This window comes from Candidatus Sodalis pierantonius str. SOPE (genome assembly GCF_000517405.1).
In the GTDB taxonomy this organism is placed as follows: domain Bacteria; phylum Pseudomonadota; class Gammaproteobacteria; order Enterobacterales; family Enterobacteriaceae; genus Sodalis_C; species Sodalis_C pierantonii.
The window spans coordinates 22,472-49,104 of sequence record NZ_CP006568.1 but is presented as its reverse complement, the minus strand read 5'-3'; the positions used below and the strand labels follow the sequence as shown (position 1 = coordinate 49,104).

Below are 26,633 nucleotides of genomic sequence, written 5' to 3'. Positions count from 1 at the left end.
CCTATTCTGTCCGATCGCTCATCTTCTGTTCCGCCATACTCTGGAGACTTTTAACTTCCGGGGGCATGGCATGGCACGTAAAAAGAAGAAAGCGAGAACGGAAATGTGCATCTATATTAATGTCTTACGTATGAAATTCGAGCAGCGTCGCTCGAATCGCACTATCGCAGCAGCGCTCGGCATAGGCTGTACTACCGTGCACGATATCCTCGGCCGATTCACGGTAGCTAACCTGGTCTGCCATTGCCGGCGGAACTGTCCCCCGTCGACCTCGACCGCCTGCTCTATCCCGGCAAATCCGGAAAAGTTATCAATACCTTACCCAGCTGGCTTGATATCGATACCGAGTTAAGCCGCAAGGGCATGACCAAGCAGCTGCTCTGGATGGAATATCAGTCCGCCGTGGGCGGTGATGCCCTCGGTTACTCACAGTTTTGTGCACTGTTCCGTGACTGGAAAAAGAAGCAGCGGCGTTCCATGCGCATGGAGCACAAGGCTGGCGAAAAGCTCTTCATCGACTTCTGTGGCCCCACCGTACCTATCGTCAACCCTGCAACCGGTAGCGTACGCCAGGTCGCTATCTTCGTCGCTGCCATGGGCGTGTCAGGCTATGCGTATATCGAAGCCTGCGAAGGCCAGGACATGGCATCGTGGCTCAACGCCAATAGCCGCTGCCTGCACTTCATGGGTGGGGTTCCGGAGCTGATGATACCTGATAATCTGTGCAGCGCTGTCAGCACCCCTGACCGCTATGAGCCGGTCATAAACCAGAGCTACCAGGCGCTGGCAAATCACTATGAGACAGTGGTGCTACCGGCGCGCCCGAGAAAACCGAAAGACAAGGCGAAGGCAGAATCAACTGTGCAGCTGGTAGAACGCTGGGTTTTGGCCCGGTTGCGTAAACGTAGGTTCTACTCGCTGGCCGAACTCAACCAGGTGATACGAGAACTCAATCATGAGTTGAATCTGCGCCCGATGCGTCATTATGGCGGACAAAGTCGCCTTGAACGCTTCGAGCAGCTGGACAAACCGGCTCTTGGGCCTCTACCGCCCACACAATGGGAATACAGTGAGTATCTCGTTGCCCGAGTGGGACCTGATTACCACATAGACTACGGCAAAAACTGGTACTCGGTGCCGCATCCGCTGGTTGGCGAGCACGTTGACGTCATCGCCACCCAACGGCTGGTGCAAATTCACCATAAGGGCGTCTGCGTGGCTACGCACCCTCGCAGCGATAACGCCTATAGGCACACGACTCAGGCGGCGCACATGCCGGCTAACCATAAGGGGCAGAGTCAGTGGACGCCGGAAAGGCTGTGCAGTTGGGCGCTGTCGGTGGGTGTGTGCACACTGAAAGTGGTCGAGTCCATCCAAAAGAGCAAAGCCCATCCGGAGCAGGCTTACCGCTCCGTGCTGGGGCTACTCAATCTGCAACGGCGCTATGAGACGACGCGACTGGAGAAGGCCTGCGCGCTGGCGTTGGAGAAAGGGTGCATTAACCGCTCTTTCATAGCCAACGTATTGAAACACGGTCGTGAAAGTGAGGTCACCCAGGACGGAGCCGGCGTATCAATGCTGGTTCACGAAAACCTCCGAGGTCCGGACAGTTATCACTAAGGAGAATAAATATGGATACACTGTTAATGGCTCTGCGAGAGCTGAAGTTGTCGGCAATGGTCCAGGCGTTGGAGACGCAACGCGAACTCCCGGGGAGTTATGGGGGGCTGGGGTTCGAGGAGCGGTTGTCTCTGATGGTAGAAGCGGAAAATTTGCATAGAAAAAACAACCATATATGCCGTCTGCGACGGCAATCGCAAATGCGCTTGCAGGCAAAACCGGAAGATATCCGTTATATCCTTAGCCGAGGAGTGACACCGGAACAGATGCGAGATCTGCTAGGGGGACAATATCTGAAATATCAGAAAAGCATACTCATCACGGGGCCGACAGGTACGGGCAAAACCTGGCTCAGTTGTGCGCTTGGTGAGCAGGCATGCCGGCAGCAATATAGCGTGCGTTACTGGCGAGTGGGTCGGTTGCTGGCCCATCTTCACCAGTGTCAGGTAGACGGGACCTATCTAAAACAGCTTAAGCAGTTAGAAAAAATAGAGTTACTGATCTTGGACGACGTGGGCCTAGAATCAATAAGTCCGATGCAGGCAACGATGCTGTTGGAGGTGATGGAAGATCGCTACGACAAAAGCAGCAGCATCCTGATCAGTCAACTGCCGGTGAAAAAATGGTATGGACTGATAGAAAACCCCACGACAGCTGACGCGTTACTCGATCGGTTAGTACACCCCAGCTATAGACTGGAACTTAAAGGCGAATCACTACGCAAAGAGCATGGAGTAGCCAGCACAGGAAAAATAGACTAATCCCGAGTCAGAAGATGAGCGAACACGTGATCGAATATCACTGGAATGGGTGATCGGAAAATATCGGAATAACTGATCGGATGTCGCCGGAACAGCTGATCGGATACGTCGGAATCTGCAGCACTGCCCTGTGAGGTTATCTATCGCATCCCGCGCCATGCCAAAGTAGGTTTTTCCACGGGGAAAGCGCGTCGCCTCAAAATCGAGCCTGTTTAGAAATTTGTGTATTTGCCTGATTTTGATATGTTCAATCCAACATCAAAAGCAGGTTAATTTATGGACGAAAAACAGTTGCAGGCTCTGGCTAACGAACTGGCCAAAAATCTCAAAACCCCTGAAGATCTCAGTCACTTCGATCGGCTGCTGAAAAAAATCAGCGTCGAAGCAGCTCTCAATGCCGAAATGACCCATCACCTCGGCTACGATAAAAATCAGCCTAAACCGGGGACCAACGCCCGCAACGGCTATTCCACAAAAACCGTTACCACTGGCGATGGCCCGCTGGCGCTGCGTACTCCGCGCGATCGTGACGGTTCCTTTGAACCGCAACTGGTGAAGAAGAACCAGACCCAGATTACCGGGATGGATAACCAGATTTTATCGTTGTACGCCAAAGGGATGACCACCCGCGAGATCGCCGCCGCATTCAAAGAGCTGTATGACGCCGATGTCTCGCCGGCGCTGGTCTCAAAGGTCACCGATGCGGTCATGGAGCAGGTTGTCGAATGGCAAAACCGGCCTCTGGATGCAGTCTATCCCATTGTTTATCTTGACTGTATCGTTCTAAAAGTCCGGCAGGACAGCCGCATCATCAACAAATCTGTGTTCCTGGCGCTGGGCATCAACATCGAAGGCCAGAAAGAGTTGCTAGGTATGTGGCTGGCCGAACAACGAAGGCGCAAAGTTCTGGCTGAACGTGCTGACAGAGCTGAAAAACCGCGGCTTGAACGATATCCTTATCGCCTGCGTAGACGGGCTGAAAGGTTTCCCTGACGCTATTAACGCGGTGTATCCGGAGGCGCGGCTCCAGCTGTGTATCGTGCATATGGTGCGCAACAGCCTGCGGTTCGTCTCCTGGAAGGACTACAAGGCCGTCACCCGCGACCTGAAAGCTATCTATCAGGCCCCTACGGAAGAAGCCGGCTTGCAGGCGCTGGAAGCGTTCTCCAGTGCCTGGGACATCCGCTACCCGCAAATAAGTCGAAGCTGGCAGGCAAACTGGGCCAATCTGGCCACGTTCTTTGCCTACCCAACGGACATCCGCAAGGTGATCTACACGACCAACGCCATCGAGTCGTTAAACAGCGTGATCCGGCATGCCATTAAAAAGCGCAAGGTGTTCCCGACCGACGACGCAGTGAAAAAGGTGGTGTGGCTGGCGATACAGGCGGCCTCACAGAAATGGACAATACCTTTGAGGGACTGGCGCATGGCAATGAGCCGCTTTATTATCGAGTTCGGTGACCGCCTGGACGGTCACTTCTGAGAAAAGGCATTTACACAGAATCGTGTACAGGGTCTCAAAATCAGGCGTCGTTCCTTTCACAATACCGTAGGGGGCCAGGCCGGTGAGTAGCGTCTGATGTTGTTCGGCTTGGGTATGGCCTGCGCCCAGAATCGTATTCAAGGTGGCGTAATCGTAAGCATCATGGGCATCGACCGCCTGAATAATCACAAAGGTATCGGTCGGATTATCTCTGCCGGTAAGGGAATAGCGGATGTTTCCGGTGAAAATCAACCCCGTGTTATCCTGATACCCCGCCATTAATTGCACACGAGCAAACTCGCCCGCCTGAATACGATTGGCCGTCTCCGGTTTTAGGTTCCAGACTTTAAACACCGCCGTGCGCGGCCAGCGTGTATCCGGCCATGAAATACTGAACGTGGTGCGAAAGGCGGACAGTTCGATACCCTCACCTTTTTCATCAGCGACGATCAGCGAGCATTGTCTTATCCAGTTCTGTGGCATGGTGTTGTCCGTAAAAAAACTGCCAGCGCAGATTAATCGGTTATCCAGTAAAGTTTTGCTGTTTTGTCTAATCCAGCGGCATCCAGTGACTGTTTATCATCTTCAATCACGATGAGTCTGCCGCCGGGCTTTAGCCACCCATACTGCGAGAGCAGATCTTCCCCGCCCCGTAGCAGAATACCTGCAATCACCGGTTCACTCGCACTGTTGCACATATCTAGCACCCAGCCTGCCACGTCGCGCCAGATAATGCGCATCTGCCAGACCGTGCCGGAAAGCGTGATGCTGAACTGCTGGTTAGTCGCCGTCAGGGGAATTTCATTAATCACCATTGACTATCTCCGCACCACGCTGTAGAAAACTCACGTTCTCAACGGGTTTCGTGGTTTTGACTCCGGTATTCGCCACACCGGCGGTGGTGGCTCCCTCCTGCATGTTGGCCTGTCGCGTCACCGTCGCTGTTTCCGTACGGGTCATGTTCAGCTCGCGCAGCGTCAGCACGGCCATCAGTACGTTTTCACTGGCCTTATCGGTCGTCACCTCAATCGCGCGGATTAGCATATTGCTGTACTGCCGCTTGCCGGTTATCACATCGAACGGTTGGCGGCTGGCCTGAAGTTCAAGCAGCTTTTGATAGGTTTCCCGTGGACTCTGGCCCAGACTCAGCCCGATTTTTGCCGTATCCCATAAATCCAGCAGTGAGCCGCCCCCGGCAAACCCCACCTCCATCGTTAGCTCAGCGGGCCGCTTATAGGCATGGTCAGCGATTTCAGCGCCGATTTCCACCGGATGCTCGGTGATTTCAAGCTGGTCCTGGTGTTTCTCCGAAATCACCATATCCGGCACCAACAACCCAATTTTGCGCGAGGGCTGCGAGAACAGTGTGGAAAGGATATCCATCAGTAGGCCCTCTGCGTGAACTGCCCAATCAAGCGGGCGTTAACACCGGTCTGCCTGTCGGCAATATCCGTGCCTGTGGTCGCCGGATCGCTTGCGCCATAGACATTAATCGTCGTTTCTTGCTGAAGACTTTTCCCGCCTATCCCCACGAGCGCCGCACGGTCAATCAGTTCACTGCTGTAGGGATTGCGCCCGTTCTCATGCTGAATAATGCCGCCCATCAGCGACGCCATCAACTGAGGATTGCCCAGGTTCAGCGCCGCATCCGGGGCTACCCCCAACTGTCGGGATATCGCCGCAATATAGGCGCCCGTGTTGTTTTCACTTCCCGGTGCCCAGGTGTTGATGATTTTTTCAATCGTGTTGAGACCACGCCCCGCATAACGTGCCAGCTGTAAAGCCATGGCCCGCAACCCCTCAAACGGCGTCTGAAAACGTGCAAAGCGGCCACCGGGCGACTCTCTTTCTGCGCCAGCCTGCCCCGCATAATTCAGATTCCTCGGATTGTTGTTGCGGATCCCACGAGGGAGCGCCAGTGGATCGTCGGAAGCATCGCCGCGATGTTTGCTGGCCCAGGCGTTATCTATCCCTAGCGCTTTCAGGCTATCGCCCACGCCACGTTTTATCTGTCGGGTGTTGTAGTCCCAAGACGCTTTGGCGCTGGTGACAATGTTTTCCCTGTCTGAGACCAGATAACCGGCATACAGCCCCCCAGAGTTTTAACCAGGGAGGGATGGGCAGACCGGCAATCTTGCCGAACGCACCGAGGACTTTTGATACCCAGGTGCCGGCGATAAAGGTGGCGAGAATGCTCAGCGTATTTTGCCAGCCCCCGACATCGTTAACCAGCCCGATGATTTTATCACCTATCCACGCGAACGCCTTTTTCGCCTGTTCGATTTCCGGTCCCCACTTCGACCAGTCAATAAAGGACTTTCCCCCTTCCTTCCAGGTCTGGTAGTCGTCCCACAGCAATAATATCGCGGCAGTCAAGGCCCCAAACGTGGTAATGACCTTTTTGCTCTGTCCATCCAGGCTGCGCCACCAGTCAAAAATTTGGCCCGCTGCCTGTATCAGGCGCCAGATAACGTGGCCCACCATCTCACCGGCGCGGATCATTCCCCGGACGATCCGGGTCAACACGTCTTCGATTTTGGGAAAGTTTTCGAGTATTTTCTTTCTCAGGTCGTCCAGAGAACCCGCCAGTCCCCCGGCCAGATTCGCGCCGACCTTCATCGCGCAGGATACCGAACAGCGCCGTCAGCCCCTTCATGGACGTCATGAACTTATTAGACTGCGCAGCGGCTTTTTCTGCGTTAAAATCGGTACGGCTTAGCATAGACTGATAATCCGCCGTAAAGCCGTTCAATCCCCTGCGCATCGCCATCAAGGTATTTTCATCGATGCCCAGCATTTGTGCATACTGGTTTGCCCGGTAATAGGGCATCTGGTCGAGTTTTTGCCCGACACCGGTAAAGATCGCCGACATGTCACGCATCTGTCCACGGGCATCCCGTGTTTGCACACCCAGGCGGTTCAGGAAGCCTTCTGCGCCGGGGTTATTGCGCATAAACCGCGCAAGGCTCTCCAGCGCGCCCTGCGCTGCTTCGACACTACTGCCGGTTTGGGCTGCCGCATAGCCCAATGCTTTTATGCCCGCTGCACTGGTGCCGGTGTGTTGTGACGCCCAGTACACCTTATCCAGTCCAGCGGCTATCTGTGTGGTAAAACCCAGTACGGACAGCGCCGCCCCCTCAACAGCCACGCCCAGCTTTAGCACATTGGTGGTGACGCCGGTCAGAACGCGCTCAAATTTCCGCATCCCCGATTCATCCACCTGAAAACCGAGGCTGACGAGGAAGTCGCGGATGGTATCTACGTTAGCCACGGTTTGCCTCTCTCCATCGCGCTATCCGCGCTTCGTTATCTGCGCTCATGTCCAAATAGTCATTAAGCAGTGCGATACGGCAGAGATCTACCGCGCCACTGTCTAAATGCTTTTGGTCAATATGAAATTCTCGCACCGGGCGAAGAATATAATCTTCCCCGTCAGGAAGCGTATCGAGGGTTAAACTGGTTGTGGGGGCACAGTCGCGCCGTCGAGGGGTGCGTGAAAAAAATTTCCCAGTGAATCCCCTATCACCTGTGCGACCAACTGCAATAGGGTCCCTAGGTCGATATCATCAAACATCAGATCCCCTTGGCGGAATACAGCCACCCATGCCTTGCCGTTTTGCCGGGAGACCACCGATAAACAGGCATGAATAATGGCGTCGCAGTCGCTATCCTGCATATCACCTATCGCTGTGATCAGGGCGGGTAACAGGGTTTCCATGGCCGCCTCGCCGCCGCGTAGCTTTTGCAGTTCGCCGACCATGCCAGAGAGTACCGGCAGGAGTTTTCGTGCCACTTTCAGTTGGTCAAATACGCTGAGTTTCCCGGCGCGGTAGAAATGACCCTTCAGTTCGATTTCCATCGGTTAAAACTCCCCAAGCAATTCATCGATTTTGATACAGTCAAACACCCAGGCGACCGTATTACCGTCTTTGGCATTCTGCCAGTCGGGGATCTTCTGAAACGCGCCACCGCGCGCCGTGGCGATATCCCCCTAGGCATGATTACGTACCACAAAAACGTTGTTGCCCCAGACGGACGAGGACTGGCTTTGGGCGTTGTAAGCCAGCATCAGCTTTTTATTAACGGGCGACGTTTTCAGCAGATTAATCGTGATGGTACCCGATTTTCCGCCATGAAGGCTGTGCATCCCTTCGCCATCTGCGCCGATGGTCATGGTGTTTTTTGCCTCGGTCATGGCCACCACAATCCCTTCTTCAGAGTTTGCCGAGCCATAGCCGAGATCAATCACGCCCGTCGGCCCCGTCATTGACGCCGACACATCCATAAATGAATAAGTTGCCATAAATTATTTTCCTCAGCGAACCACGGTGATCAGCACATCCGCAAAATGCACGGCACCGGCGAGTTTACAGGCCACCTGGATCGGCGGTGCCTTACGTTTTTCACGGTCTGCCTGTGCCTGCTCCGTCATCGGCTGAATAAATGCATAATACCCTTTGGTCAGCGTATCGCCCAGCGACAGTTGCCCTACCGCCCCGCCATTCCACACACCAGGCGCAATCAGACCGTTATTGACGGCCTGCGCCATCGACTGTTCAACGGAGGCCAGCAGGCGGGTACCGCCAGCATCGGTCTGCGGCACTTTGATTGTACTGGTATACAGCAGGTTATAAAGATTGTTCTGCACGTAGTTTTGCAACCAGTCGAGGCCGTGGCGCTCATCAAAGAAATCGCCGTTCGCCATCACGCCTTCCTGCAAAATAGCCGTGTCGTTGTCATAGCGCACAAACACATTACAGTTTTTCGCCGCTAGTGCATCCGCCTGAGACGTGCGCAACAGTTCAGCCTGGATGCCCGGCTCCTGCTTGAACTTCAGGGTCAGGGTGGTGGTGTTAGCGCCAAAATTGACCGTAAAGGCCCGTCCGAACGCTGAGGCGGCCGCATAAGGCGACGTGCTGGAATACTGCGTGAATACCCGTCCGTACATGCCCTGCTTAAGTTGCGAAGCGATATCGTCGGTTCGGGTAGCGTCAATCGCTGCGGTGTCCTGCGTGGTTAATCCGAAAATACGTGATGTATTGCTAGCACCGATAAAGGCAGCAATGGCGGTAATATCATCAGCAGACAGATTGGCCGCAACGATAAGGCCGTACCAGGCGCTGGAAAAATCGGCCAACGTCGCAACCGCCTGCGCGGCTGTTTCACCGTCCATCCCTGCCACCGGTGCTGCGCCAGCCGCCTGTGATAACCCTGTCAGCGGGGAAAGATCAGTACCACTGTCTGGCGCAGTGGCAAATCCCACCGTGCTGCTCTTGCCTGCCGTTGATGACGTCACAACAAACCGGCTATTGCTGGCATCCCACAACACAGTAGCGGTATTGATTTTTTCAGCAATACGCTGCGCAACACCGTTCAGATTGGTTTCTCCCGATAAATCCACACCCTTAATAGTGACTGTTTTTCCATTGACGGTGATTTTCATCGCGCCATCGGTCACGCCGGTGAAGTGACTGATTTTCACCTGCTCTGCGGTCAATATTGCGCCGCGCAGCAGGCCCGCTGAGGCTTCATTGACCCAACGCCCGATAAACAGGTCGACCGGACGGGGAGATTGCTGGTAATACAGTGACGCGGCCTGGTACTCTGACGCATCAGTACCAAAATCGGTCGCAACCTCTTCAATGGATGAGTATGTCCGCAGTCGTTCAAGGGGGTCGATGACCGATGAGGTGCCCATAATGAGCAATGCGCCGAAATTCCGTGCGCTGGCCGCACGCGGCGACATATCGACAGTGACGTTGACCACTCTCGATACAGGTAAGCCCTGTGACATAGTTTATTCTCCGGAAAGGGTAAATGGCGCGTCTATCAGCGATCGGATGTTGTATTCGCGTACCACTTTACGACGCAGGCGCACGGTAAAATCGTACCGGCGCACCCACTGGGTGTTGATGAGTTCGGGAAACGGGATAATAGTGCTATAACCTGCGAGCGATAGCCCCTGGGTGTTCAGTTCCGCGTTATTCTGACTGACGGTAATACCATCACGAAAACGGGTGGCGTACTGCTGTCCTGCCGGACCATAAAAGGACGCCAGGCATTCAATCGCCTCATGCCGCCAGAGTTCAGTGTTCTCTTCAGTCTGGTTAACAAAAGCCGGATTATCGTCACACGGCATATCCACCACACCGAAAGCGCACCAGTTAACGTCTGCGGGCGGAATATCGGGCGGCTCTGGTTGCCATCTGGCAATAACACGTTTAGCAGTCAGCAAGGTAATGTTGCGCACCCACTGACTTAATAGCTTGTCCAATTCCTTGTCGTAAACCGGATCGCTGCCGTTGGGTGTTAGCCAACCCCGTTCGGTACTGGTGTTATTGCTCAATCGGAGTACCTCCATCAAACGGCAGCAATTCACAATGTGCCTGAACAAAGCCTGCACCGTAAGCAGTATAGGGATCGACAAATGTCACGCGATAATCCCGACCCTGATAAGTCACAATGTCAGCATCACGCGCTGTCTGCCCCTGCGTCAGCCGTTCAGTGGTTAAAATCAGAATAGCGCCACTGATAAGGATCCCCGCCTCCATACGGCGGCTTTCGAGCGATTTGTCTACGGTGACAACGCCTGAAAATCGCGTGGTGGTATGCGTGTTATGCCTAAATCCGTCATCGTCAACAGATCGGAGGCGACGGGTAACCGTTAGAGTGGTATCACAGAAGTCGGGATCAAACAGCACGTCTGTCACATCAAGATCCGGCATTTTTATCCCTCACAATGTAAGTGATCGATCGGCGATACTGCCCGGTATCAATCAGTGGTCTGGCATTCGCGTTATCTGGGGCATTGCCTGCTGCACGGCTTGCCAGCTCGAGCCCCCTTTCGACCCTTACGAGCGCGAGCCGCGAGCGTACTGGAGGCCAGTGGTGTAAAGTTAGAGGCGGTAATAAGACGCCTTACCCCATCCACCGCGGTTGCTCCCGCCTGATTAAGCAACCTCTCGGCACCCGATATATTGCCGTCAAGCGTAAAAAGCGCGGCCTGTTTCAACAGAGGCAGCGTTTTATCCTGCACCGATTTAACGCCGGGTTGCAGATGGGGTCTGGCCGGAATATTTTGCGCGGGAGAGCCATTTTCATTGATATAGCCAATGCCGGCATTGCCGAAGGGGACATCATCACGCGCGGCGTCTTCGGCGGGAATGCCCACCAACACATCTCTGTTACCAAGCGTTTTAAGCGCATCTAGAAGGGATTGCGCCTTATCTACCTTCAATGTGACACCGTTTTTCATAGCTGCTGCCCTCCGGCACCCAACAGGCACAGATACTGGTAGAATTCGGCGCCATAGCGTGTGTTATTCCAGAATCCCGCGCTGGGGTTAAGTGTGGCGCTGTTGTCATAGCTCACACTGACCTTATCGACGGATTTGGACGACACAACGCCACTATTCGCTCCCCCAGCGCCACCGATTACCGCCGAACGGTTATCTGCGGCGAACAAGGTCAGATAATGCGCCACAAACAGCTCCACCAGATACACAAACAGTTTGCCCAGCCGTTTCTCATCCAGCAGCGTATCCGCCAGATCCAGGCGGATACGGATTTGTGTATCGGGGTAGCGCAGGGGATCAGCGAAGACGGGAAAGTCGGCTCTAAACGTTTCAATCGTTGGCATGGATGGATTAGCCATTATCCCGCCCCCTCATCATCAAATGCCGTCTACATAATGCATGGTATCGCTGTAGCGCAGCTCCACCGCCCCCACCTTGCTGTAGTAGGTGACAATCTGGCGTAATTCCCGGTATTCCATCGAGGTCCGCTGTAGCGGCACCAACGGGAACTGCACGTACTTACGATCCTGGCTGTAGAGCTCGGCGTGATTGGCGGTGAATTCATCACCCTTTTCAAGCCATTTCACCGGCTGAATATCCAGTGGCTTGCCATTCTGTTTGAACGCAATAGTGTTCTCGTTCAGGTAATCCAGCAACGACCGGTTACCTGCCGAGGAAACAATGGTGCTGACCAGCAGGGCGTACTCATCGGGAGACACCAGCATCTTATCCGGTACCACCGCCCGTCCGGTCTGTTTCCATGCGGCTGTCAAACCAGCATCGATAGCCGCGCGAATTTCATCGGCAGTACTCTGTTTCCATGGTTTGCCCGCTTTGGACGTTTTCACGCTTCCTTGATTGAGCAGCCCCTACACACTGAGAAGCTTGTTGCCAACATAGACCTGGCGGTCAACATTAAGCTGATAGACCTGATTCATCGCATCCAGTTTTTGTGAATCAATGGGACGGCCTAGCTGCATAGCCGACGCCAGTTCAAATACCGTCCAGTTTAATTGGCGTGACCAGGGGGTCAGAGGCAGTGTGGTTTCATTAATATCGAGGTCAATACCGGCGATGACATTGGTACTGTGGCTGATCCACGATTCACCATCCGCACCAACAGAGCTGGGCGCTGCAAAGCTGCTGTTGGTGAAACTCGCCATTTCATCGGCAATGGAGACATCCTCACGCAGATTAACGTCGCGGCTCCAGGTATAGGCCAGCAGCGGCAGGTTAAGTGTTTGATCCAGCCGTTCAAGCTGGTCCAGTAAAAAAGCGCCCGCACTGTCGGCGGTCTTATGATCAAAGGTCTTTTGGTCAAACGTATACATGACGTGTGCGTTCCTTAAATGTTGAAGGCCACTTCCGCGATGCCATTAGCATCTGCGGCACCGATAAACCGGGCGTTGGCAAGCGCTACCGTGTTGCCTTCGGTCTTGTCGGCCTCGGCTTCAAAGCCGCCGATCGGTTTATCTTTGGTGCCAGCCTTAACGCGGACAAAAACGGGGGCATTATCCGTTACCGTGCCCGCATTGACCTTGACGGCGATATAGCCGCGGGTCAGCGCATCCCCGGTATGGTTGTACGGTGTGGTTAACTGTCGTGCCAAATCGCTGTCCGACATAAACGGGTAAGAGCGCACACGAATACCGAAAAAAACGGTGACCGCATCCCCTTCCGAGATAGGCACAAATTTACCGGCCACCTTTTTTCCCATCAGGCCGTCACCGGCGAAGGGTTTGTCGGTGCTCATCACCACCGGCTCGACAGTAGAATGGGAAGGCCGCGTTAACGCGCCTGCGTACCCGAAATCGGGCGTAAAGAGAATCGATGAACCGGTCATGCCGTGGCTCCTTTGTTTTTCCAGAAATCTGCTTTGGTTTTGTTCAGTTCCGCAATGTGGTTAGTGCAGCCGCCCAGATTGAAGACCGGCATCTGCTGCTTGGCGTTATTGCGCAAACGGGCAATTTCACTGGCACCGTTAAAAATGCTATAGACGGTAGAGAAGGGCATCATCATAAAATCAGCATTAGCGTCAGTCAGTGAGGAAAGCAACGCCTTGCCATCGGTGGTCTTGCAGGCGATACTTAACACCTGTCGCTTGAGTGTTCTCGGTTTGGCCCCCTCAGGCAAAGAGAAGCCGAGCAGAATCAGTTCAGCACGAGCGACCACATCCTGTTGATAAGCCGCGTCACCGGTCAATCGGCGAGTTTCCTTTTCTTCTTCTTCTGTGGTTTCATCAACCGTCGTTGATGACGGCGTCAGTTTTTCGAGAATGGATTGAACCGCCGTTTCCAGTGCGGCGAGCCGTTCGGCCATACCAGTCTCGTTTTCATCGGCGGTAGGCTTGTCTGACTCGGTCTTTTCTGCCCCCTCCACCTTTAAAATCACGGTAGGCGTTTCAACACCGTCATCGCCGGTGAGATTGTCCGGTGCATTTTTAAGCAAGGCTTCCGCCTCCACCGAATCCCCCGTTTTAATGGCGCGCCTTAAGCTGGCAAACCAGCCTGTATTTTTGGTTGTCATAGATTGACTGTCTCCAATTGAACAACGTTTCCCAGCCCGTCCTTCAGGGACAAGCGCGGTATGGTTACCCACAATATTGATTTGCTCGGCTTTACCGACACCCGTCTGGATATAGTCGGCGTCGTAGCCGCATGAAATCTCACGCAGCCCAGCGTCAATAGCACGAATGGCCGCGTCGTTTTTAATCACCAGATCGGCGAGCAGTAAATCTACCTGCTCCCCCGTGCCTCGGCGGATATTCTGCGCATGCCCCTGCGCCAGGCTTTGCCAGTTGTCTGGCGCAATGAACAGGATGTCACCGCTAGCATCCCGAGGATGGTTAATCACGACGGCGATACCTTCAAAGGATGCCATCGACGCGGGATTAAAAACCACATCAGGCGTTCGGATGACGTCAATATCACCCGTGCGGTCCGGTTCAATGTGAGGAATGTCGGCCGCTGCATACATCTGACTGCCCGTGCGAGCGACCGGAACGGATTCGCACAATAGGGAGCCGTCAGCCATGAGGTAACGGGTTTCCCCCAGCCGCGTCTTAAAGAAATATTTCATGGATTAGTTTTCCGGTATCACGACGTCGCAGTAACAGCGGCAATTGGGTAACGTGCCCGCATGACCGGTCATGCCGTCCAGCGTGGGCGGGTTTCCCCAGCGCACAAACTTGCCTTCCATATGGGCATGAGAATGACGAACATCCGGATCATGGGCCGTGCGCCAGATATAGCCCTCAGAGCCCATAGCGGTGGCCCGCGCCTGCGTCAGTGCCTGGGTGGCACGAGCGATTTCCGTGCGGGCAATCAGTCTGGCGCGGGATTTGGCGACCTCTCCGGTACGCAAAATAGCGTCCATAAATGCAGTGGGGCGCTCGCCGCGGCTCATGGCTTCGATAGCCTGAGACTGGATATCTGCGATCCGGTCAGCCGCATGCAGCGGGATAGATTTCATCCACTGGATGTTTTGCTCAATAATGCTGCGGGCCACCTGTCCGATAGCGGTGTGTTGCATCTGATGGTGAAGACCTGCCGAAATGTCACGGGATAGCGTACGCCATTGTTTTTCCTCTTGGTGTGCGACGCCGTTAAGCATACGCGTGGCCACGGTTTCGGCCCACGGACTGATGATGTCGGCATACTGGCGGAGTCGTTGTGTCGCGTCCCGCGCGGAGATTTGTGAGCCATCGTAAGTGCCGTTGACGATATCACCTACCGCCTGCGCCATCTTACGCAGTTGGGTCACGTAAAGCCTTTCATGTCGCGTCGAGGTCTGGCGCGTGGAAACCGCTGGACGGGGGCGGCTCGATGTCTTTCGCATCCTCAATGTCCTCATCACTGATGTTGGCACCGATGCCGGTAATTTTCGCCGCATCACGCAATTCTGCACGGGCGACGTGTAATGGCATCAGATCATTTTCTACCGCTTTACTGAGTGCCTCGATGGTATTCAGTGCCACCGTAGCCCGGTCTGTCTCCTTCATCTGCCAGAGCGGCGTAAACTCAAAGGCGAAGTCATCAGGCAAGGGCGTACCAAACTCAGAACGATGCAGGATTTCAAACAAGCGTCTCACAGGCCGACGCAGTCTATGCGACTGCAAGGTAGTGACATTGTCATAGTAGTTGGCCAGATCAGTCTCCCCGGTTGAAAATCCGGCAGTTGACTGACCAAATAGGCGAACCAGCGGGATCCCCGAAGCACCAGCGATCTGCTGGGCAAACTGTGCGAGCACATCGGACAGTCCGCTAAATGCGTAAGAATGCGTCTGGAATTGATCCTGGGTGTCCATGATGGTCATGCCCTCAATGGACTGAAACAGGCGGATCATATCGAGGTGCTTCATCAGTCCCGCTTCAAGCTCTCCGCCCATGCCGAGGATTTCACGCAGCTTGTCTATGCTATAGGTACGCAGGTGCGCCTTGTGGATCAGTTGAGCCGCGCCCGTACTGGCACTGTCATAAGCCAACAGGCGATCATAAATGCGCTCAATCACCGACATGCCCCAACCGTTTTCCGTGTACGCCTGTTGGTAAGGCAGGCCAATACCGTCCATGCGTATCACGCGGCTATGATGTATTTTCCAACCGGGAATGCCTTGGGCAGTACCGACCACCTCGTAAAACCTGGGCTTGCCCAAATCAGGGCCGAGATCGGTAATTATTTCGGTACTCGTTAGGTTCAGCATCCAACGGTCAAGGGGCAGTACACCTTTGAACGCATCCCGCCCAATGGTTTCCATGCGTAACGGCTGGCTCATATCCTGTCCGTCAATCAGAATGACACCGATTGCTCCGCCATAGAGCCGCGACCACTTGAGAGTATCGTTAAGTGCATTCCAGAGCGCCAACGCTTCCCAGCGCCCTTCCAGCCGGCCTCTTGCCTGAGGCGCGACCTGCGAGGTGATGCTGACGCCTTTTTTCGTCATATCGTCGGCAATGGTGTCCACTGCTGCGCCAATCAGCCAGGAGGAGCGATAGGCAAATTCTACCAACGTCCTGTTACGTGAGGTGAAACTGGGAAAATACGTGCCGTCACTGCTGAGATTGGGGGATCTGATCCCCAGGCGTGCCGTTAAGTTTTCGTAACCATCCACGGTGTGTTGCCTGATGGCGTGATTTTTCGCCTGATGGCGGGCATGGCGTTTTCGTGACATTTACGCATTTCTCCCCAGCAATGCCCATGTATCCAAGGCGCGATCTGTCGGTGCAAAAGCCATAATGAGGGCATCCGCCATATTCGGTGAGGGAATGCCTCTTTTTTTCATGTCTTTTTTACTCTCGACCTTGACGCGTCCGTTATTGTCGTAATCCACCCGAGGCCGGGATAATTCGGCCTTCAGGTATTCCAGTTTTTTGATGTTCTTCGTTGACAGGCTGATGAGTTCATCTGTTGGGTAGAGCAATTCCGCTTTGGGATCCTGTTTTTTGGCCTCAATGCAGCGCCATGTTTTATAGAATCGCTCTCGTACCGCCCACCACGCCTGAGCTTTAATGTTAGCGAACATATCTTTATTTGTTTTTCCCGGCATATACAGTGCATCAGGATCTTTGACCGCTTCACCGGCGTTAAACCCTTTGACGTTGATGGCGGCTATCCGCTTCAGGTGTGCCTTGACGCCAGCGCCTACACCGATAGAGTCGTAGATAATGCAGGTGATGCTCCGCTCTATCGCGTATCGATTAACCCAATTGAAGGAATCAATCACATCGCCTCGATGCCATTCATCAAGATCTCGCTCGACTGAGCCCTGCACAAAGCACAAGGCGTTGCAGTCTTCACCTTCATCAGCAACGTCGAAGCCGAGACGCTTTTCTCCCACAGCGTCAAATTCCAGCGTTATATGGGCATCGACGGCCGCAGCAATCCACAACGGCTTGATAATCGCCAGATCGCTGTCCGCGACCGGCTCCCCTTCCCAGATATGCAGATACAGGTCATAGTCCTTGCACTTGCATTCCTCCATTTCCAGGCGGAGTACTTCAGGAAAATGGGGATTATCGGTGTAATTCACCGTCAGCAGGCAGATATCATCCGGTGGATTGACAACAAATCGTTGATAGGTGTCGTCGAGGATATTCTTCGGGTTAAAGCTGACCCAGATTTCACTGCCCGGCTTGCGGATAGTGGGGATAAGAATGTCCCAGCTCTCCTTGGTCACCGCTTCAGCTTCTTCTATCCAAGCAATATCAATGCCTTCCAGCGATTTAATTTTAGTAACGTTATTTTTTATACCGTAAAACATAAACAGGCTATCGGTGGCAAGATGGCGGATATACGCTTTCTGAATCTCGAACTCCTTCAAATAACCTTCGCGCTGGATAGTGTCTGCAATCAACTGGATAACAGAATCGGCCATACTGGCCTGGAACTCACGAGCGCAAAGAAAGCGATAAGTGCCTCGTCGTGCTATCTCTACTAGTAGTCGTGCGATGGCCCATGATTTACCGCTCCCACGTCCGCCTTTGGCAATCTTGTAGCGATGTGACTGGATGAATGGACGGAAAATAGCATTAAGATTCGTCATCATGAAATAGTGAGGAGAGTGGTTTGGTCTCTACCTGAAGTGCGCCGCCGTCTTTACCGGTCAGTTCCTGCTTATCTGAGTAGCCATGTTTGGTCAGCATAAGCTTAGTAATCGTTGCGTTAAATTCGCCCTGCAATCCCTTGTTAATTAAACGATTTTCTTGTAGTGCCAGAATGCCCTCTACGATGTACGAAAATTCATTGGATTGTTTGGCCCAGTCGTACACAGATGAGCGCGATACGGCGAGATAGCAAGCCAATCCGGCAATGCTCGGGACAACATCACCCAGATTTTCATAGTCCCCTAACAAATACGCTTTAGCCTTTTCCAGGCTCTGCGCTAGTTCACTCGGGCGACCGACTTTATTTTTTGTTTGTCGTCCCATAAAAAATTTCCTGCTGTTTTAAGTGCCAGCCCTTACTGGCTGTATATCTAGATAAGCGCAACTCCAATACAGGATAACGCCTTAATATCTTTCGAGGAGAGTTCACTGTACCGCCGAATATTGGCACCAGGTTCAACTAGTACATCGTAACGCCCCAAACGTTCGTGCAAGGCGATGATGATGTCTTCGACGAAGGTAGGGTACTTGTAGGCGGTAGAGACTTTCATCGGGTCTTCCTCTGTATGCCCCACCTGCTCGGCGGCGAAGTCCAATACACCCCGAAGGTGATGGCCGTATTCCCCTTCCAGATGCGCTAGCATCCGGGTACAGGCATTAAACGACTGACCTTCAAGCTCTGTCGTCAGCACGTTGCGGTTAAAGCTGCGCCGGGCTACCTGGTCACACAGGCGCTCAGGGTTATCATGATTCACATCCGCCCAACGGATATCCGTCTCTTTAACCAACTGGTCGAGATAGCGAAGTATCCCCGCTGTCCGGGGCGTCTTCGTCATCAGTCGGGTGCGGGTGATATCTGGCTTTGATGGGCAATTTTTAGCTCGACCTCGACATGACGCCAGTGTTGCCAGCGCTTCAGGGATAGCCTGGCATACACGCACTACCTTACGAAGCAATGAGGCAAGTGTGCGCTTAACAAACGACCAGCACGAGGGCTTACTGTCAAAGCCTACCGACCGGTTACGGACACTGGTGATACTTCCGGCCAGCGGATTCAGCACAGTGCGACCGGGTAAAGGGCGAATGGCGGGTGCGATGGACGAATTTGCGCAAATAGCGGATAGCATAATATCTCCTCATAGCGGCAAAAAGGCTTTACCGGAACGAAGCCATAGATGTTCAGTGATGAGTTTAGGCCGCGACGGAAGAATGCTGTGATTGCATGTAATTCAGAAAAGCCGCAATCCGCTGTTCGTCATCGCGGATATACATGATTTTTTCCAACTCCGACATTTCTTTCCAGCCTCTTGGGACATCGACTATTTCTCGCACAATGTGCGGTTTTGCCATTAAGAGATCAATCACCGCATCGTCAATGGGCGATGGTCCTTGACCAAAATTGATGAGTCCGTAAATATGTCTGTGTGCTGAGAGTTTTTGCGGATGGCAATGATTGAAGCCAAGATTCACAAACAGATACCCGGGAAAAACAGGTGAGAGTCTTTTCCGAAAGGACTCTACACTGTCTGGTCGCCGATATTGGGTTTCAATCATCGGACAAAAATAATAAACACCAGATGCGGCTAGATGGTGCTTTGTTGAATAAATTCGAAATTTGTGACGACTTCCTCCCTATCAGGGCGATTGTTACATGATGCGGACGCTGTTTGGCATTCCTAAACAGCGGAGCCTGTTTAGAAATTTGTGTATTTGCCTGATTTTGATATGTTCAATCCAACATCAAAAACAGGTTAATTTATGGACGAAAAACAGTTGCAGGCTCTGGCTAACGAACTGGCCAAAAATCTCAAAACCCCTGAAGATCTCAGTCACTTCGATCGGCGGCTGAAAAAAATTAGCGTCGAAGCAGCTCTCAATGCCGAAATGACCCATCACCTCGGCTACGATAAAAATCAGCCTAAACCGGGGACCAACGCCCGCAACGGCTATTCCACAAAAACCGTTACCACTGGCGATGGCCCGCTGGCGCTGCGTACTCCGCGCGATCGTGACGGTTCCTTTGAACCGCAACTGGTGAAGAAGAACCAGACCCGGATTACCGGGATGGATAACCAGATTTTATCGTTGTACGCCAAAGGGATGACCACCCGCGAGATCGCCGCCGTGTTCAAAGAGCTGTATGACGCCGATGTCTCGCCGGCGCTGGTCTCAAAGGTCACCGATGCGGTCATGGAGCAGGTTGTCGAATGGCAAAACCGGCCTCTGGATGCAATCTATCCCATTGTTTATCTTGACTGTATCGTTCTAAAAGTCCGGCAGGACAGCCGCATCATCAACAAATCTGTGTTCCTGGCGCTGGGCATCAACATCGAAGGCCAGAAAGAGTTGCTAGGTATGTGGCTGGCCGAAAATGAAGGCGCAAAGTTCTGGCTGAACGTGCTGACAGAGCTGAAAAACCGCGGCCTGAACGATATCCTTATCGCCTGCGTAGACGGGCTGAAAGGTTTCCCTGACGCTATTAACGCGGTGTATCCGGAGGCGCGGCTCCAGCTGTGTATCGTACATATGGTGCGCAACAGCCTGCGGTTCGTCTCCTGGAAGGACTACAAGGCCGTCACCCGCGACCTGAAAGCTATCTATCAGGCCCCTACGGAAGAAGCCGGCTTGCAGGCGCTGGAAGCGTTCTCCAGTGCCTGGGACATCCGCTACCCGCAAATAAGTCGAAGCTGGCAGGCAAACTGGGCCAATCTGGCCACGTTCTTTGCCTACCCAACGGACATCCGCAAGGTGATCTACACGACCAACGCCATCGAGTCGTTAAACAGCGTGATCCGGCATGCCATCAAAAAGCGCAAGGTGTTCCCGACCGACGACGCAGTGAAAAAGGTGGTGTGGCTGGCGATACAGGCGGCCTCACAGAAATGGACAATGCCTTTGAGGGACTGGCGCATGGCAATGAGCCGCTTTATTATCGAGTTCGGTGACCGCCTGGACGGTCACTTCTGAGAAAAGGCATTTACACAGAATCGTGTACAGGGTCTAACAGCGTGATCCGGTTAAGCGCTTTGACCATTGCCATAGCCTCACCTACCTGCGCGTCATAGTCATGCAGACTCAGATGACCACCCAGAAGTGTTTTAAACCGGAACATGGCCGTTTCAGCCAGTGAACGCCGGTGATAACCTACTTTCTTTTTCCAGGTATCGTTATTGCCGCTCAGATGCTGATTTGCCACCGCATGGTTACGCTCATGGTATCGAGCTGGCCACTATTGCGCACCACTTCGCGGTGGGATAAGCGGCTTTATTTTTTTCCTCAGCAGAGCATCATGACAGTAACGCGTATCGTAAGCACTGTCAGCCGACGCTTCCCTGATTTTCCGGTGGGTTTGGTTAATCAGCCCGGGCAGCGCCTGCGCATCTGTCGTACCGCTTAGCGATAAATCGGCACAGATAATTTCATGTGTCGCGCTATCTACTGCCAGATGAAGCTTGCGCCATACTCTGCGCCTCTCAGCCCCATGCTGCCTGACTTTCCATTCGCCTTCGCCGAAGACTTTCAGGCCGGTGCCATCGATGACCAGGTGTGAGATTTCGCCGCGGGTTGGCGTTTTTATGCTGATGTCGACGGTTTTTGCTCGCCGGCTGACCAGAGAGTAATCTGGGCAGCGCAGCGACAGCCCCATCAGTTTAAAAATCGAGTCAACGAAACCCTGTAACGCCCGGAGCGAAAGGTTAAACACGCGCTTTATCATCAGAACCGTGGTAATGGCCATATCGGTGTAGTGAAGCGGCCGGCCACGATGTTCAGGTGGTGTACTCTCAGTCCATGCAGCAATGGCTGACTCATCAAGCCATACTGTCAGGTCCCCCCGCTGCCTGAGCGCATTGTTATATGCGGGCCAGTTGGTGATTTTAAACTTTTGCTTTGCCATGGGGACCTGATGTTGAAACGAATGTAGTGATCAGAGCCGCCAGTCACCTAAAAGTTCGATTTATTCAACAAAGCCGCTAGATGGTTGAAAACCACATTAAACGATGTTGCTTTAAATCTTAAAAGATACCAACTCATGATATGATAATCTTTAGCCCGCACTTTTAAATTCGATGACCATGCGAATTTTCATTCGGACATCGAAGCGTTATATAAAGATAAGATTACCCATAATTTTACAATCGTAAAGTGTTTTTCATGTCTAATTTCATTTCAAATAGGGAACGATGACAAACTAACATCCAAGGCCATGAGATAACCTTCAAAGATTCCCTCAGCATTTTGTAGTTTCTTACCAATATGGTATCTGAACATTGGCGCTCGAATGGGCTTTGTTGAATAAATCGAACTTTTAGGTGACTGGCGGCTCTGATCACTACATTCGTTTCAACATCAGGTCCCCATGGCAAAGCAAAAGTTTAAAATCACCAACTGGCCCGCATATAACAATGCGCTCAGGCAGCGGGGGGACCTGACAGTATGGCTTGATGAGTCAGCCATTGCTGCATGGACTGAGAGTACACCACCTGAACATCGTGGCCGGCCGCTTCACTACACCGATATGGCCATTACCACGGTTCTGATGATAAAGCGCGAGTTTAACCTTTCGCTCCGGGCGTTACAGGGTTTCGTTGACGCGATTTTTAAACTGATGGGGCTGTCGCTGCGCTGCCCAGATTACTCTCTGGTCAGCCGGCGAGCAAAAACCGTCGACATCAGCATAAAAACGCCAACCCGCGGCGAAATCTCACACCTGGTCATCGATGGCACCGGCCTGAAAATCTTCGGCGAAGGCGAATGGAAAGTCAGGCAGCATGGGGCTGAGAGGCGCAGAGTATGGCGCAAGCTTCATCTGGCAGTAGATAGCGCGACACATGAAATTATCTGTGCCGATTTATCGCTAAGCGGTACGACAGATGCGCAGGCGCTGCCCGGGCTGATTAACCAAACCCACCGGAAAATCAGGGAAGCGTCGGCTGACAGTGCTTACGATACGCGTTACTGTCATGATGCTCTGCTGAGGAAAAAAATAAAGCCGCTTATCCCACCGCGAAGTGGTGCGCAATATTGGCCAGCTCGATACCATGAGCGTAACCATGCGGTGGCAAATCAGCATCTGAGCGGCAATAACGATACCTGGAAAAAGAAAGTAGGTTATCACCGGCGTTCACTGGCTGAAACGGCCATGTTCCGGTTTAAAACACTTCTGGGTGGTCATCTGAGCCTGCATGACTATGACGCGCAGGTAGGTGAGGCTATGGCAATGGTCAAAGCGCTTAACCGGATCACGCTGTTAGGAATGCCAAACAGCGTCCGCATCATGTAACAATCGCCCTGATAGGGAGAAAGTCGTCACAAATTTCGGATTTATTCAACAAAGCGCGCAGGATTCGATAACCTGGTGCCAGAGTAACTTCTCGTATCTGGGATGAAATATCGTTGCCTTCAACAAGTTTGAAGTAAAGAGCATGGTTATCCGCGCTTTCGCTAAGATGGGCGAAAACTTGGTTTAGCTTTGCAGCATCAATCAGCTTTTTTGGCATAGATTTCCCCAACTATCTGCAACGCTATGGTGGACTATCGGTAGGTTTACCCGGTATTTTCCCTTCTGTACAGCTCACCACCAGTACTTGTGATGGTATACGGAGAATTACATAAATTTCATTATCGCTGTCGAAGCGCTGATGGTCAGCACAATAACCCCGCCGAGTTTTAATAAAAGTCCAGTAGCGATACTTTCAACATCTTTACGGAGCAAGGCTATCTGTGTATCCGCCTTATCAAAACGGAGTTTTATCTCTGCCGATAAATCCTTGCGGACAGTGGTGATTTCTATCGATAAGTCCTTGCGGACATTGGCAATTTCTGCCGATAGGTCTTTGCGGACATCATCTATATCGCGTTTGATGGTAGTAATTTCAGATGAAAAATCCTTACGTAAATCAGCAAAATCGCGTTTTACATCGGCGATATCGGCTTTGGTAGCAAGATCCGCTACTTCGTGAGATTTACGTACAACGAGAGATATCGCCTTGGCCTGATCTTTCGGCAAACCAGCGCTTTCCAGCGTTTCGACGAACTCTTGTGTATCAAATGCGACTTGGCCCATAGTCTTTACCTCCCGTAGTCATATGAATTCTAACCCATAAGGTAAGGAAGCAGCAAAGCATTGTTTTGAATCTATTTTAATATAGATACCGTAATTAACTCTATATGGGTGAATTTGACATTTTTAATTAAATAAATTACCTTTTGAGTGCTTTGACATTCTCTGCAGCCTGCGACATAGTGGATATGTACATGCAAATTCAGGTGCCGGGTTTCACAGCCTGCCGAAGTAACCGCGACATGATGACACGCCGCGAGCGTGTTTTTTTATGTCGCAATCTAGCCGCATCACAATGGTGGGCTGGATAGGGGAGCCGAAAGGCTCACCGGGCGGTTACTCCGGTACTGTGAACCCTATTCAGTTCACCACCAGTAAGTTTCACAGCTTCGGTGGTGATTACATAAAGTAACCATCGGAGGTCATCATGACCTTCCAGTATCAGCCATTACTCCATTTTATTTTGAACGCCACGAAGTACGTACCATCATGCTTAATGGTGAATCGTGGTTTGTTGCTCAAGATGTTTGTGCCGCCTTACAAATTCAAAATGTCACGCAATCCATTGAAAAACTGGATGATGATGAAAGGTCTATGTTTAACATAGGGCTTAGTCATCGAGACATGTTCGATAATCGAGTTCAGCAGATCAATATCATCTCCGAATCCGGCATGTTCACTCTAGTACTCCGCTACCGCGATGCAGTGAAGCAAGGCACCCTGCCCCATCGCTTCCGCAAGTGGGTAACCAATGAAGTCCTTCCATCAATCCGAAAAACGGGAAGTTACGGGCATCGTAAGCCCAAAACTCTTGGCGATCTTACCGGCACAGCAGCAACAGCTGAGCTTGCTGCTTTGGTTGATAAGCTTCAGCGCATCATCCACGAAGGTGAGTTCATTCCCGCAGGTAGTCGCCGCAACTACAGCCTCCCAGCCAACAGAAAGCACGAACAGACCATTATCAGGGACTTTCTCACCAAAGATGAATCGAGCACGATCCTGATGCTTCTGGCGTGGCTACGTGCCGATGGTTTCGACATGACCGCCGCAGAGCGTGAGATAGACGTTATTCGCGGATACGTCGGCAGTATGCGCCGATCTATGGGGAATATTCAGACTCATGCTCAGTATATCGATCACGCTGTTAGGGTGGTGAATTAACCTTATTTCTCCCCCGTCTGGCAGGAGACAGGGGATTATCTGCGTGTCTAGCTTCCACATCTTAAGGCAAATAAAACCAAATTAATCAATTGATTACCATCATTCGGCCTATGGGGTCGGTTTATTTCCGTAAACAAAAGTAACCTTTTTAGTAATTTTCCTATTGTAAGCTATTGACAGCCATCTTTTTAAGGTTGATTATTACCAAAATAATTACCTTTATGGTAATCAAATGGCGGCAAGGATTAGAGGGAAACCATGCAAAATCTAATGAATGTACAATATTTAACCATGTCAAGTTTAGACTTTCTGAATAATATCATAAACCCATCACGCGAAGCCGCAGGTGAAAACCCCGTCCGTCCGTCTGATTTCCATGCTCGTGTAATCGATGAAATTGGCGAAGAATTAAACTACGAAAATTTCGTAGTTGGCAAAACAGGCCACAAAACCTACTACGCAATGCTCAGCATGGAACAAATGACGCTGGTAGGAATGCGTGAATCAAAAGCCGTTCTCCGTGCAGTCCTCGAAAAGCTCAAAGAACTTAGTCATCGCCCACAAATGACACAAGCAGAGCTAATTGCTGCAATGGCGGAACTCAACGTTGCCCAGGAGCGCCGCCTGAAATCAGTGGAAACGCAAGTCGAGCAGGTTGCCGAGGAACTCGACCACATCAAGCAAGGCACGATCCCTGAGGGATATCAGGGGTACAGCTATCTGCAAGCGACTTATGGCCTCAGCAATGCCAAAAGCAAGCAATTGGTCATGGCGTGGAGCGTTCCGTATAAAAAGGTTCCCCATGTCGCTCCGGGCGGTCAGGTTACACAAATGTCCGTTGTTCATGAAAATAATTTTGTTTCTGCACTGAGCAACATGATGTACGAGGCAGAGCAGCGCGGCACTCAATGGTATCACCCCAAAATAGGTCGCTTTTCTATTGCCGGATGGGAAGTCGATGGTAATAACCGCTTTGTTGAATAAATCCGAAATTTGTGACGACTTCCTCCCTATCAGGGCGATTGTTACATGATGCGGACGCTGTTTGGCATTCCTAACAGTGTGATCCGGTTAAGTGCTTTAACCATTGCCATTGCCTCACCTACCTGCGCGTCATAGTCATGCAGACTCAGATGACCACCCAGAAGTGTTTTAAACCGGAACATGGCCGTTTCAGCCAGTGAACGCCGGTGATAACCTACTTTCTTTTTCCAGGTATCGTTATTGCCGCTCAGATGCTGATTTGCCACGCATGGTTACGCTCATGGGATCGAGCTGGCCAATATTGCGCACCACTTCGCGGTGGGATAAGCGGCTTTATTTTTTTCCTCAGCAGAGCATCATGACAGTAACGCGTATCGTAAGCACTGTCAGCCGACGCTTCCCTGATTTTCCGGTGGGTTTGGTTAATCAGCCCGGGCAGCGCCTGCGCATCTGTCGTACCGCTTAGCGATAAATCGGCACAGATAATTTCATGTGTCGCGCTATCTACTGCCAGATGAAGCTTGCGCCATACTCTGCGCCTCTCAGCCCCATGCTGCCTGACTTTCCATTCGCCTTCGCCGAAGATTTTCAGGCCGGTGCCATCGATGACCAGGTGTGAGATTTCGCCGCGGGTTGGCGTTTTTATGGGCTTTGTTGAATAAAT

Annotated in this window: 24 protein-coding genes and 8 pseudogenes; 7 read left to right on the top strand and 25 right to left on the bottom strand. The window is 52.2% G+C overall.

The annotated features are described in order from the left end of the window. The first annotated feature begins 70 nt into the window (after nucleotides 1-70). From istA to SOPEG_RS00255, 3 genes and pseudogenes are all read left to right on the top strand, one after another. Nucleotides 71-1,620 (top strand): annotated as a pseudogene (gene istA / locus SOPEG_RS00265) (IS21-like element ISSoEn3 family transposase). 11 nt (nucleotides 1,621-1,631) lie between these two features. Further along, nucleotides 1,632-2,381: an IS21-like element ISSoEn3 family helper ATPase IstB gene (gene istB, locus SOPEG_RS00260; RefSeq protein ID WP_025243860.1), complete on the top strand. Its 750-nt coding sequence runs from the start codon at nucleotides 1,632-1,634 to the stop codon at nucleotides 2,379-2,381. Nucleotides 2,382-2,657: 276 nt separating this feature from the next. Then, a pseudogene (locus tag SOPEG_RS00255) lies at nucleotides 2,658-3,867 on the top strand (IS256-like element ISSoEn2 family transposase). On the opposite strand, the gene SOPEG_RS00250 reads toward SOPEG_RS00255, so the two are convergent. The 21 genes and pseudogenes from SOPEG_RS00250 to SOPEG_RS23670 all read right to left on the bottom strand — a co-directional run bounded on the left by SOPEG_RS00250 (nucleotide 3,775) and on the right by SOPEG_RS23670 (nucleotide 19,371). Continuing rightward, nucleotides 3,775-4,350: a hypothetical protein gene (locus SOPEG_RS00250; RefSeq protein ID WP_025243859.1), complete on the bottom strand. Its 576-nt coding sequence runs from the start codon at nucleotides 4,348-4,350 to the stop codon at nucleotides 3,775-3,777. The pseudogene SOPEG_RS00255 and the gene SOPEG_RS00250 overlap by 93 nt on opposite strands. Before the next feature lie 32 nt (nucleotides 4,351-4,382). Then, nucleotides 4,383-4,682, bottom strand: a complete 300-nt coding sequence (locus SOPEG_RS00245; RefSeq protein ID WP_025243858.1) for a phage baseplate plug family protein — start codon at nucleotides 4,680-4,682, stop codon at nucleotides 4,383-4,385. Next, nucleotides 4,672-5,250 (bottom strand): phage baseplate protein, encoded by a 579-nt coding sequence (locus SOPEG_RS00240; protein WP_025243857.1) that lies wholly within the window; start codon nucleotides 5,248-5,250, stop codon nucleotides 4,672-4,674. The genes SOPEG_RS00245 and SOPEG_RS00240 overlap by 11 nt, the downstream gene beginning before the upstream one ends. Then, nucleotides 5,250-7,072: pseudogene (locus SOPEG_RS22315) on the bottom strand (lytic transglycosylase catalytic). The gene SOPEG_RS00240 and the pseudogene SOPEG_RS22315 overlap by 1 nt, the downstream one beginning before the upstream one ends. A 58-nt stretch (nucleotides 7,073-7,130) precedes the next feature. Beyond that, nucleotides 7,131-7,286 (bottom strand): DUF6889 family protein, encoded by a 156-nt coding sequence (locus SOPEG_RS28995; protein WP_071882100.1) that lies wholly within the window; start codon nucleotides 7,284-7,286, stop codon nucleotides 7,131-7,133. Between the two features lie 32 nt (nucleotides 7,287-7,318). Then, complete coding sequence (locus tag SOPEG_RS00225) at nucleotides 7,319-7,726, bottom strand: phage tail assembly chaperone (RefSeq protein ID WP_025243853.1); 408 nt, start codon at nucleotides 7,724-7,726, stop codon at nucleotides 7,319-7,321. Nucleotides 7,727-7,729: 3 nt separating this feature from the next. Continuing rightward, nucleotides 7,730-8,170, bottom strand: a pseudogene (locus tag SOPEG_RS00220) (phage structural protein). 12 nt (nucleotides 8,171-8,182) lie between these two features. Further along, nucleotides 8,183-9,661: a DUF3383 domain-containing protein gene (locus SOPEG_RS00215; protein WP_025243852.1), complete on the bottom strand. Its 1,479-nt coding sequence runs from the start codon at nucleotides 9,659-9,661 to the stop codon at nucleotides 8,183-8,185. A gap of 3 nt (nucleotides 9,662-9,664) precedes the next feature. Then, a complete protein-coding gene (locus tag SOPEG_RS00210) occupies nucleotides 9,665-10,213 on the bottom strand; it encodes a phage neck terminator protein (RefSeq protein ID WP_025243851.1) in 549 nt (182 codons plus the stop codon). After that, nucleotides 10,203-10,592 carry a hypothetical protein gene (locus SOPEG_RS00205; RefSeq protein WP_025243850.1) on the bottom strand — a complete coding sequence of 130 codons (390 nt, stop codon included), beginning with the start codon at nucleotides 10,590-10,592 and terminating at the stop codon, nucleotides 10,203-10,205. The genes SOPEG_RS00210 and SOPEG_RS00205 overlap by 11 nt, the downstream gene beginning before the upstream one ends. Continuing rightward, nucleotides 10,579-11,122 (bottom strand): annotated as a pseudogene (locus tag SOPEG_RS00200) (hypothetical protein). The gene SOPEG_RS00205 and the pseudogene SOPEG_RS00200 overlap by 14 nt, the downstream one beginning before the upstream one ends. Continuing rightward, entirely contained in the window at nucleotides 11,119-11,520 is a 402-nt protein-coding gene (locus SOPEG_RS00195) for a DUF4054 domain-containing protein (protein ID WP_025243849.1), read from the bottom strand. The pseudogene SOPEG_RS00200 and the gene SOPEG_RS00195 overlap by 4 nt, the downstream one beginning before the upstream one ends. A gap of 18 nt (nucleotides 11,521-11,538) precedes the next feature. After that, nucleotides 11,539-12,492: pseudogene (locus SOPEG_RS00190) on the bottom strand (DUF2184 domain-containing protein). A gap of 14 nt (nucleotides 12,493-12,506) precedes the next feature. Continuing rightward, entirely contained in the window at nucleotides 12,507-13,004 is a 498-nt protein-coding gene (locus SOPEG_RS00185; RefSeq protein WP_025243848.1) for a structural cement protein Gp24, read from the bottom strand. After that, nucleotides 13,001-14,239: a DUF2213 domain-containing protein gene (locus SOPEG_RS00180; protein ID WP_025243847.1), complete on the bottom strand. Its 1,239-nt coding sequence runs from the start codon at nucleotides 14,237-14,239 to the stop codon at nucleotides 13,001-13,003. The genes SOPEG_RS00185 and SOPEG_RS00180 overlap by 4 nt, the downstream gene beginning before the upstream one ends. A 3-nt stretch (nucleotides 14,240-14,242) precedes the next feature. Next, nucleotides 14,243-14,905: a phage head morphogenesis protein gene (locus SOPEG_RS00175; RefSeq protein ID WP_025243846.1), complete on the bottom strand. Its 663-nt coding sequence runs from the start codon at nucleotides 14,903-14,905 to the stop codon at nucleotides 14,243-14,245. 28 nt (nucleotides 14,906-14,933) lie between these two features. After that, nucleotides 14,934-16,331 (bottom strand): DUF1073 domain-containing protein, encoded by a 1,398-nt coding sequence (locus SOPEG_RS00170; RefSeq protein WP_051419363.1) that lies wholly within the window; start codon nucleotides 16,329-16,331, stop codon nucleotides 14,934-14,936. Then, a complete protein-coding gene (locus SOPEG_RS00165; RefSeq protein WP_038469262.1) occupies nucleotides 16,332-17,702 on the bottom strand; it encodes a PBSX family phage terminase large subunit in 1,371 nt (456 codons plus the stop codon). After that, nucleotides 17,689-18,087, bottom strand: a complete 399-nt coding sequence (locus tag SOPEG_RS00160) for a DNA-packaging protein (RefSeq protein WP_025243844.1) — start codon at nucleotides 18,085-18,087, stop codon at nucleotides 17,689-17,691. The genes SOPEG_RS00165 and SOPEG_RS00160 overlap by 14 nt, the downstream gene beginning before the upstream one ends. A 47-nt stretch (nucleotides 18,088-18,134) precedes the next feature. Then, complete coding sequence (locus SOPEG_RS00155; protein ID WP_148296964.1) at nucleotides 18,135-18,824, bottom strand: hypothetical protein; 690 nt, start codon at nucleotides 18,822-18,824, stop codon at nucleotides 18,135-18,137. A 130-nt stretch (nucleotides 18,825-18,954) separates the two neighbouring features. Next, entirely contained in the window at nucleotides 18,955-19,371 is a 417-nt protein-coding gene (locus SOPEG_RS23670; RefSeq protein WP_257720400.1) for a transcription termination/antitermination NusG family protein, read from the bottom strand. A 150-nt stretch (nucleotides 19,372-19,521) separates the two neighbouring features. On the opposite strand from SOPEG_RS23670, the gene SOPEG_RS00150 reads away from it, so the two are divergent. Further along, nucleotides 19,522-20,730 (top strand): IS256-like element ISSoEn2 family transposase, encoded by a 1,209-nt coding sequence (locus tag SOPEG_RS00150; RefSeq protein ID WP_025243842.1) that lies wholly within the window; start codon nucleotides 19,522-19,524, stop codon nucleotides 20,728-20,730. Between the two features lie 10 nt (nucleotides 20,731-20,740). Here the strand turns inward: SOPEG_RS00150 and SOPEG_RS00140 are convergent. Continuing rightward, a pseudogene (locus SOPEG_RS00140) lies at nucleotides 20,741-21,658 on the bottom strand (IS5-like element ISSoEn1 family transposase). Between the two features lie 462 nt (nucleotides 21,659-22,120). On the opposite strand from SOPEG_RS00140, the gene SOPEG_RS00135 reads away from it, so the two are divergent. Next, nucleotides 22,121-23,044, top strand: coding sequence for an IS5-like element ISSoEn1 family transposase (locus tag SOPEG_RS00135; RefSeq protein WP_025243839.1), 924 nt, complete (start codon nucleotides 22,121-22,123; stop codon nucleotides 23,042-23,044). Here the strand turns inward: SOPEG_RS00135 and SOPEG_RS00130 are convergent. Then, a complete protein-coding gene (locus tag SOPEG_RS00130; protein ID WP_038467962.1) occupies nucleotides 23,037-23,261 on the bottom strand; it encodes a hypothetical protein in 225 nt (74 codons plus the stop codon). The genes SOPEG_RS00135 and SOPEG_RS00130 overlap by 8 nt on opposite strands. Before the next feature lie 107 nt (nucleotides 23,262-23,368). After that, nucleotides 23,369-23,827 (bottom strand): CCDC90 family protein, encoded by a 459-nt coding sequence (locus SOPEG_RS00125; protein WP_025243838.1) that lies wholly within the window; start codon nucleotides 23,825-23,827, stop codon nucleotides 23,369-23,371. A 444-nt stretch (nucleotides 23,828-24,271) separates the two neighbouring features. Between SOPEG_RS00125 and SOPEG_RS00120 the strand changes: the two genes are divergently transcribed. Together SOPEG_RS00120 and SOPEG_RS22310 are read left to right on the top strand one after the other, a co-directional pair. Further along, nucleotides 24,272-24,985, top strand: a complete 714-nt coding sequence (locus SOPEG_RS00120; RefSeq protein ID WP_038467959.1) for a BRO-N domain-containing protein — start codon at nucleotides 24,272-24,274, stop codon at nucleotides 24,983-24,985. A gap of 258 nt (nucleotides 24,986-25,243) precedes the next feature. After that, nucleotides 25,244-25,969, top strand: coding sequence for a hypothetical protein (locus SOPEG_RS22310; protein WP_025243836.1), 726 nt, complete (start codon nucleotides 25,244-25,246; stop codon nucleotides 25,967-25,969). A 41-nt stretch (nucleotides 25,970-26,010) separates the two neighbouring features. On the opposite strand, the pseudogene SOPEG_RS23665 reads toward SOPEG_RS22310, so the two are convergent. Then, nucleotides 26,011-26,615, bottom strand: a pseudogene (locus SOPEG_RS23665) (IS5-like element ISSoEn1 family transposase); the annotation flags it as partial. Nucleotides 26,616-26,633: the final 18 nt, after the last annotated feature.

Bases quoted from the DNA above. Each gene is read 5' to 3' on its own strand.
- istB (WP_025243860.1), top strand. From the start codon at position 1,632: ATGGATACACTGTTAATGGCTCTGCGAGAGCTGAAGTTGTCGGCAATG.
- SOPEG_RS00125 (WP_025243838.1), bottom strand. From the start codon at position 23,827: ATGGGCCAAGTCGCATTTGATACACAAGAGTTCGTCGAAACGCTGGAA.
- SOPEG_RS00205 (WP_025243850.1), bottom strand. From the start codon at position 10,592: ATGCCGGATCTTGATGTGACAGACGTGCTGTTTGATCCCGACTTCTGT.
- SOPEG_RS00180 (WP_025243847.1), bottom strand. From the start codon at position 14,239: ATGAAATATTTCTTTAAGACGCGGCTGGGGGAAACCCGTTACCTCATG.
- SOPEG_RS00245 (WP_025243858.1), bottom strand. From the start codon at position 4,682: ATGGTGATTAATGAAATTCCCCTGACGGCGACTAACCAGCAGTTCAGC.
- SOPEG_RS00225 (WP_025243853.1), bottom strand. From the start codon at position 7,726: ATGGAAATCGAACTGAAGGGTCATTTCTACCGCGCCGGGAAACTCAGC.
- SOPEG_RS00215 (WP_025243852.1), bottom strand. From the start codon at position 9,661: ATGTCACAGGGCTTACCTGTATCGAGAGTGGTCAACGTCACTGTCGAT.
- SOPEG_RS00185 (WP_025243848.1), bottom strand. From the start codon at position 13,004: ATGACCGGTTCATCGATTCTCTTTACGCCCGATTTCGGGTACGCAGGC.
- SOPEG_RS00175 (WP_025243846.1), bottom strand. From the start codon at position 14,905: ATGGCGCAGGCGGTAGGTGATATCGTCAACGGCACTTACGATGGCTCA.
- SOPEG_RS00165 (WP_038469262.1), bottom strand. From the start codon at position 17,702: ATGACGAATCTTAATGCTATTTTCCGTCCATTCATCCAGTCACATCGC.
- SOPEG_RS00150 (WP_025243842.1), top strand. From the start codon at position 19,522: ATGGACGAAAAACAGTTGCAGGCTCTGGCTAACGAACTGGCCAAAAAT.
- SOPEG_RS00170 (WP_051419363.1), bottom strand. From the start codon at position 16,331: ATGTCACGAAAACGCCATGCCCGCCATCAGGCGAAAAATCACGCCATC.
- SOPEG_RS22310 (WP_025243836.1), top strand. From the start codon at position 25,244: ATGCAAAATCTAATGAATGTACAATATTTAACCATGTCAAGTTTAGAC.
- SOPEG_RS00195 (WP_025243849.1), bottom strand. From the start codon at position 11,520: ATGGCTAATCCATCCATGCCAACGATTGAAACGTTTAGAGCCGACTTT.
- SOPEG_RS00160 (WP_025243844.1), bottom strand. From the start codon at position 18,087: ATGGGACGACAAACAAAAAATAAAGTCGGTCGCCCGAGTGAACTAGCG.
- SOPEG_RS00250 (WP_025243859.1), bottom strand. From the start codon at position 4,350: ATGCCACAGAACTGGATAAGACAATGCTCGCTGATCGTCGCTGATGAA.
- SOPEG_RS00240 (WP_025243857.1), bottom strand. From the start codon at position 5,250: ATGGATATCCTTTCCACACTGTTCTCGCAGCCCTCGCGCAAAATTGGG.
- SOPEG_RS00135 (WP_025243839.1), top strand. From the start codon at position 22,121: ATGGCAAAGCAAAAGTTTAAAATCACCAACTGGCCCGCATATAACAAT.
- SOPEG_RS00130 (WP_038467962.1), bottom strand. From the start codon at position 23,261: ATGCCAAAAAAGCTGATTGATGCTGCAAAGCTAAACCAAGTTTTCGCC.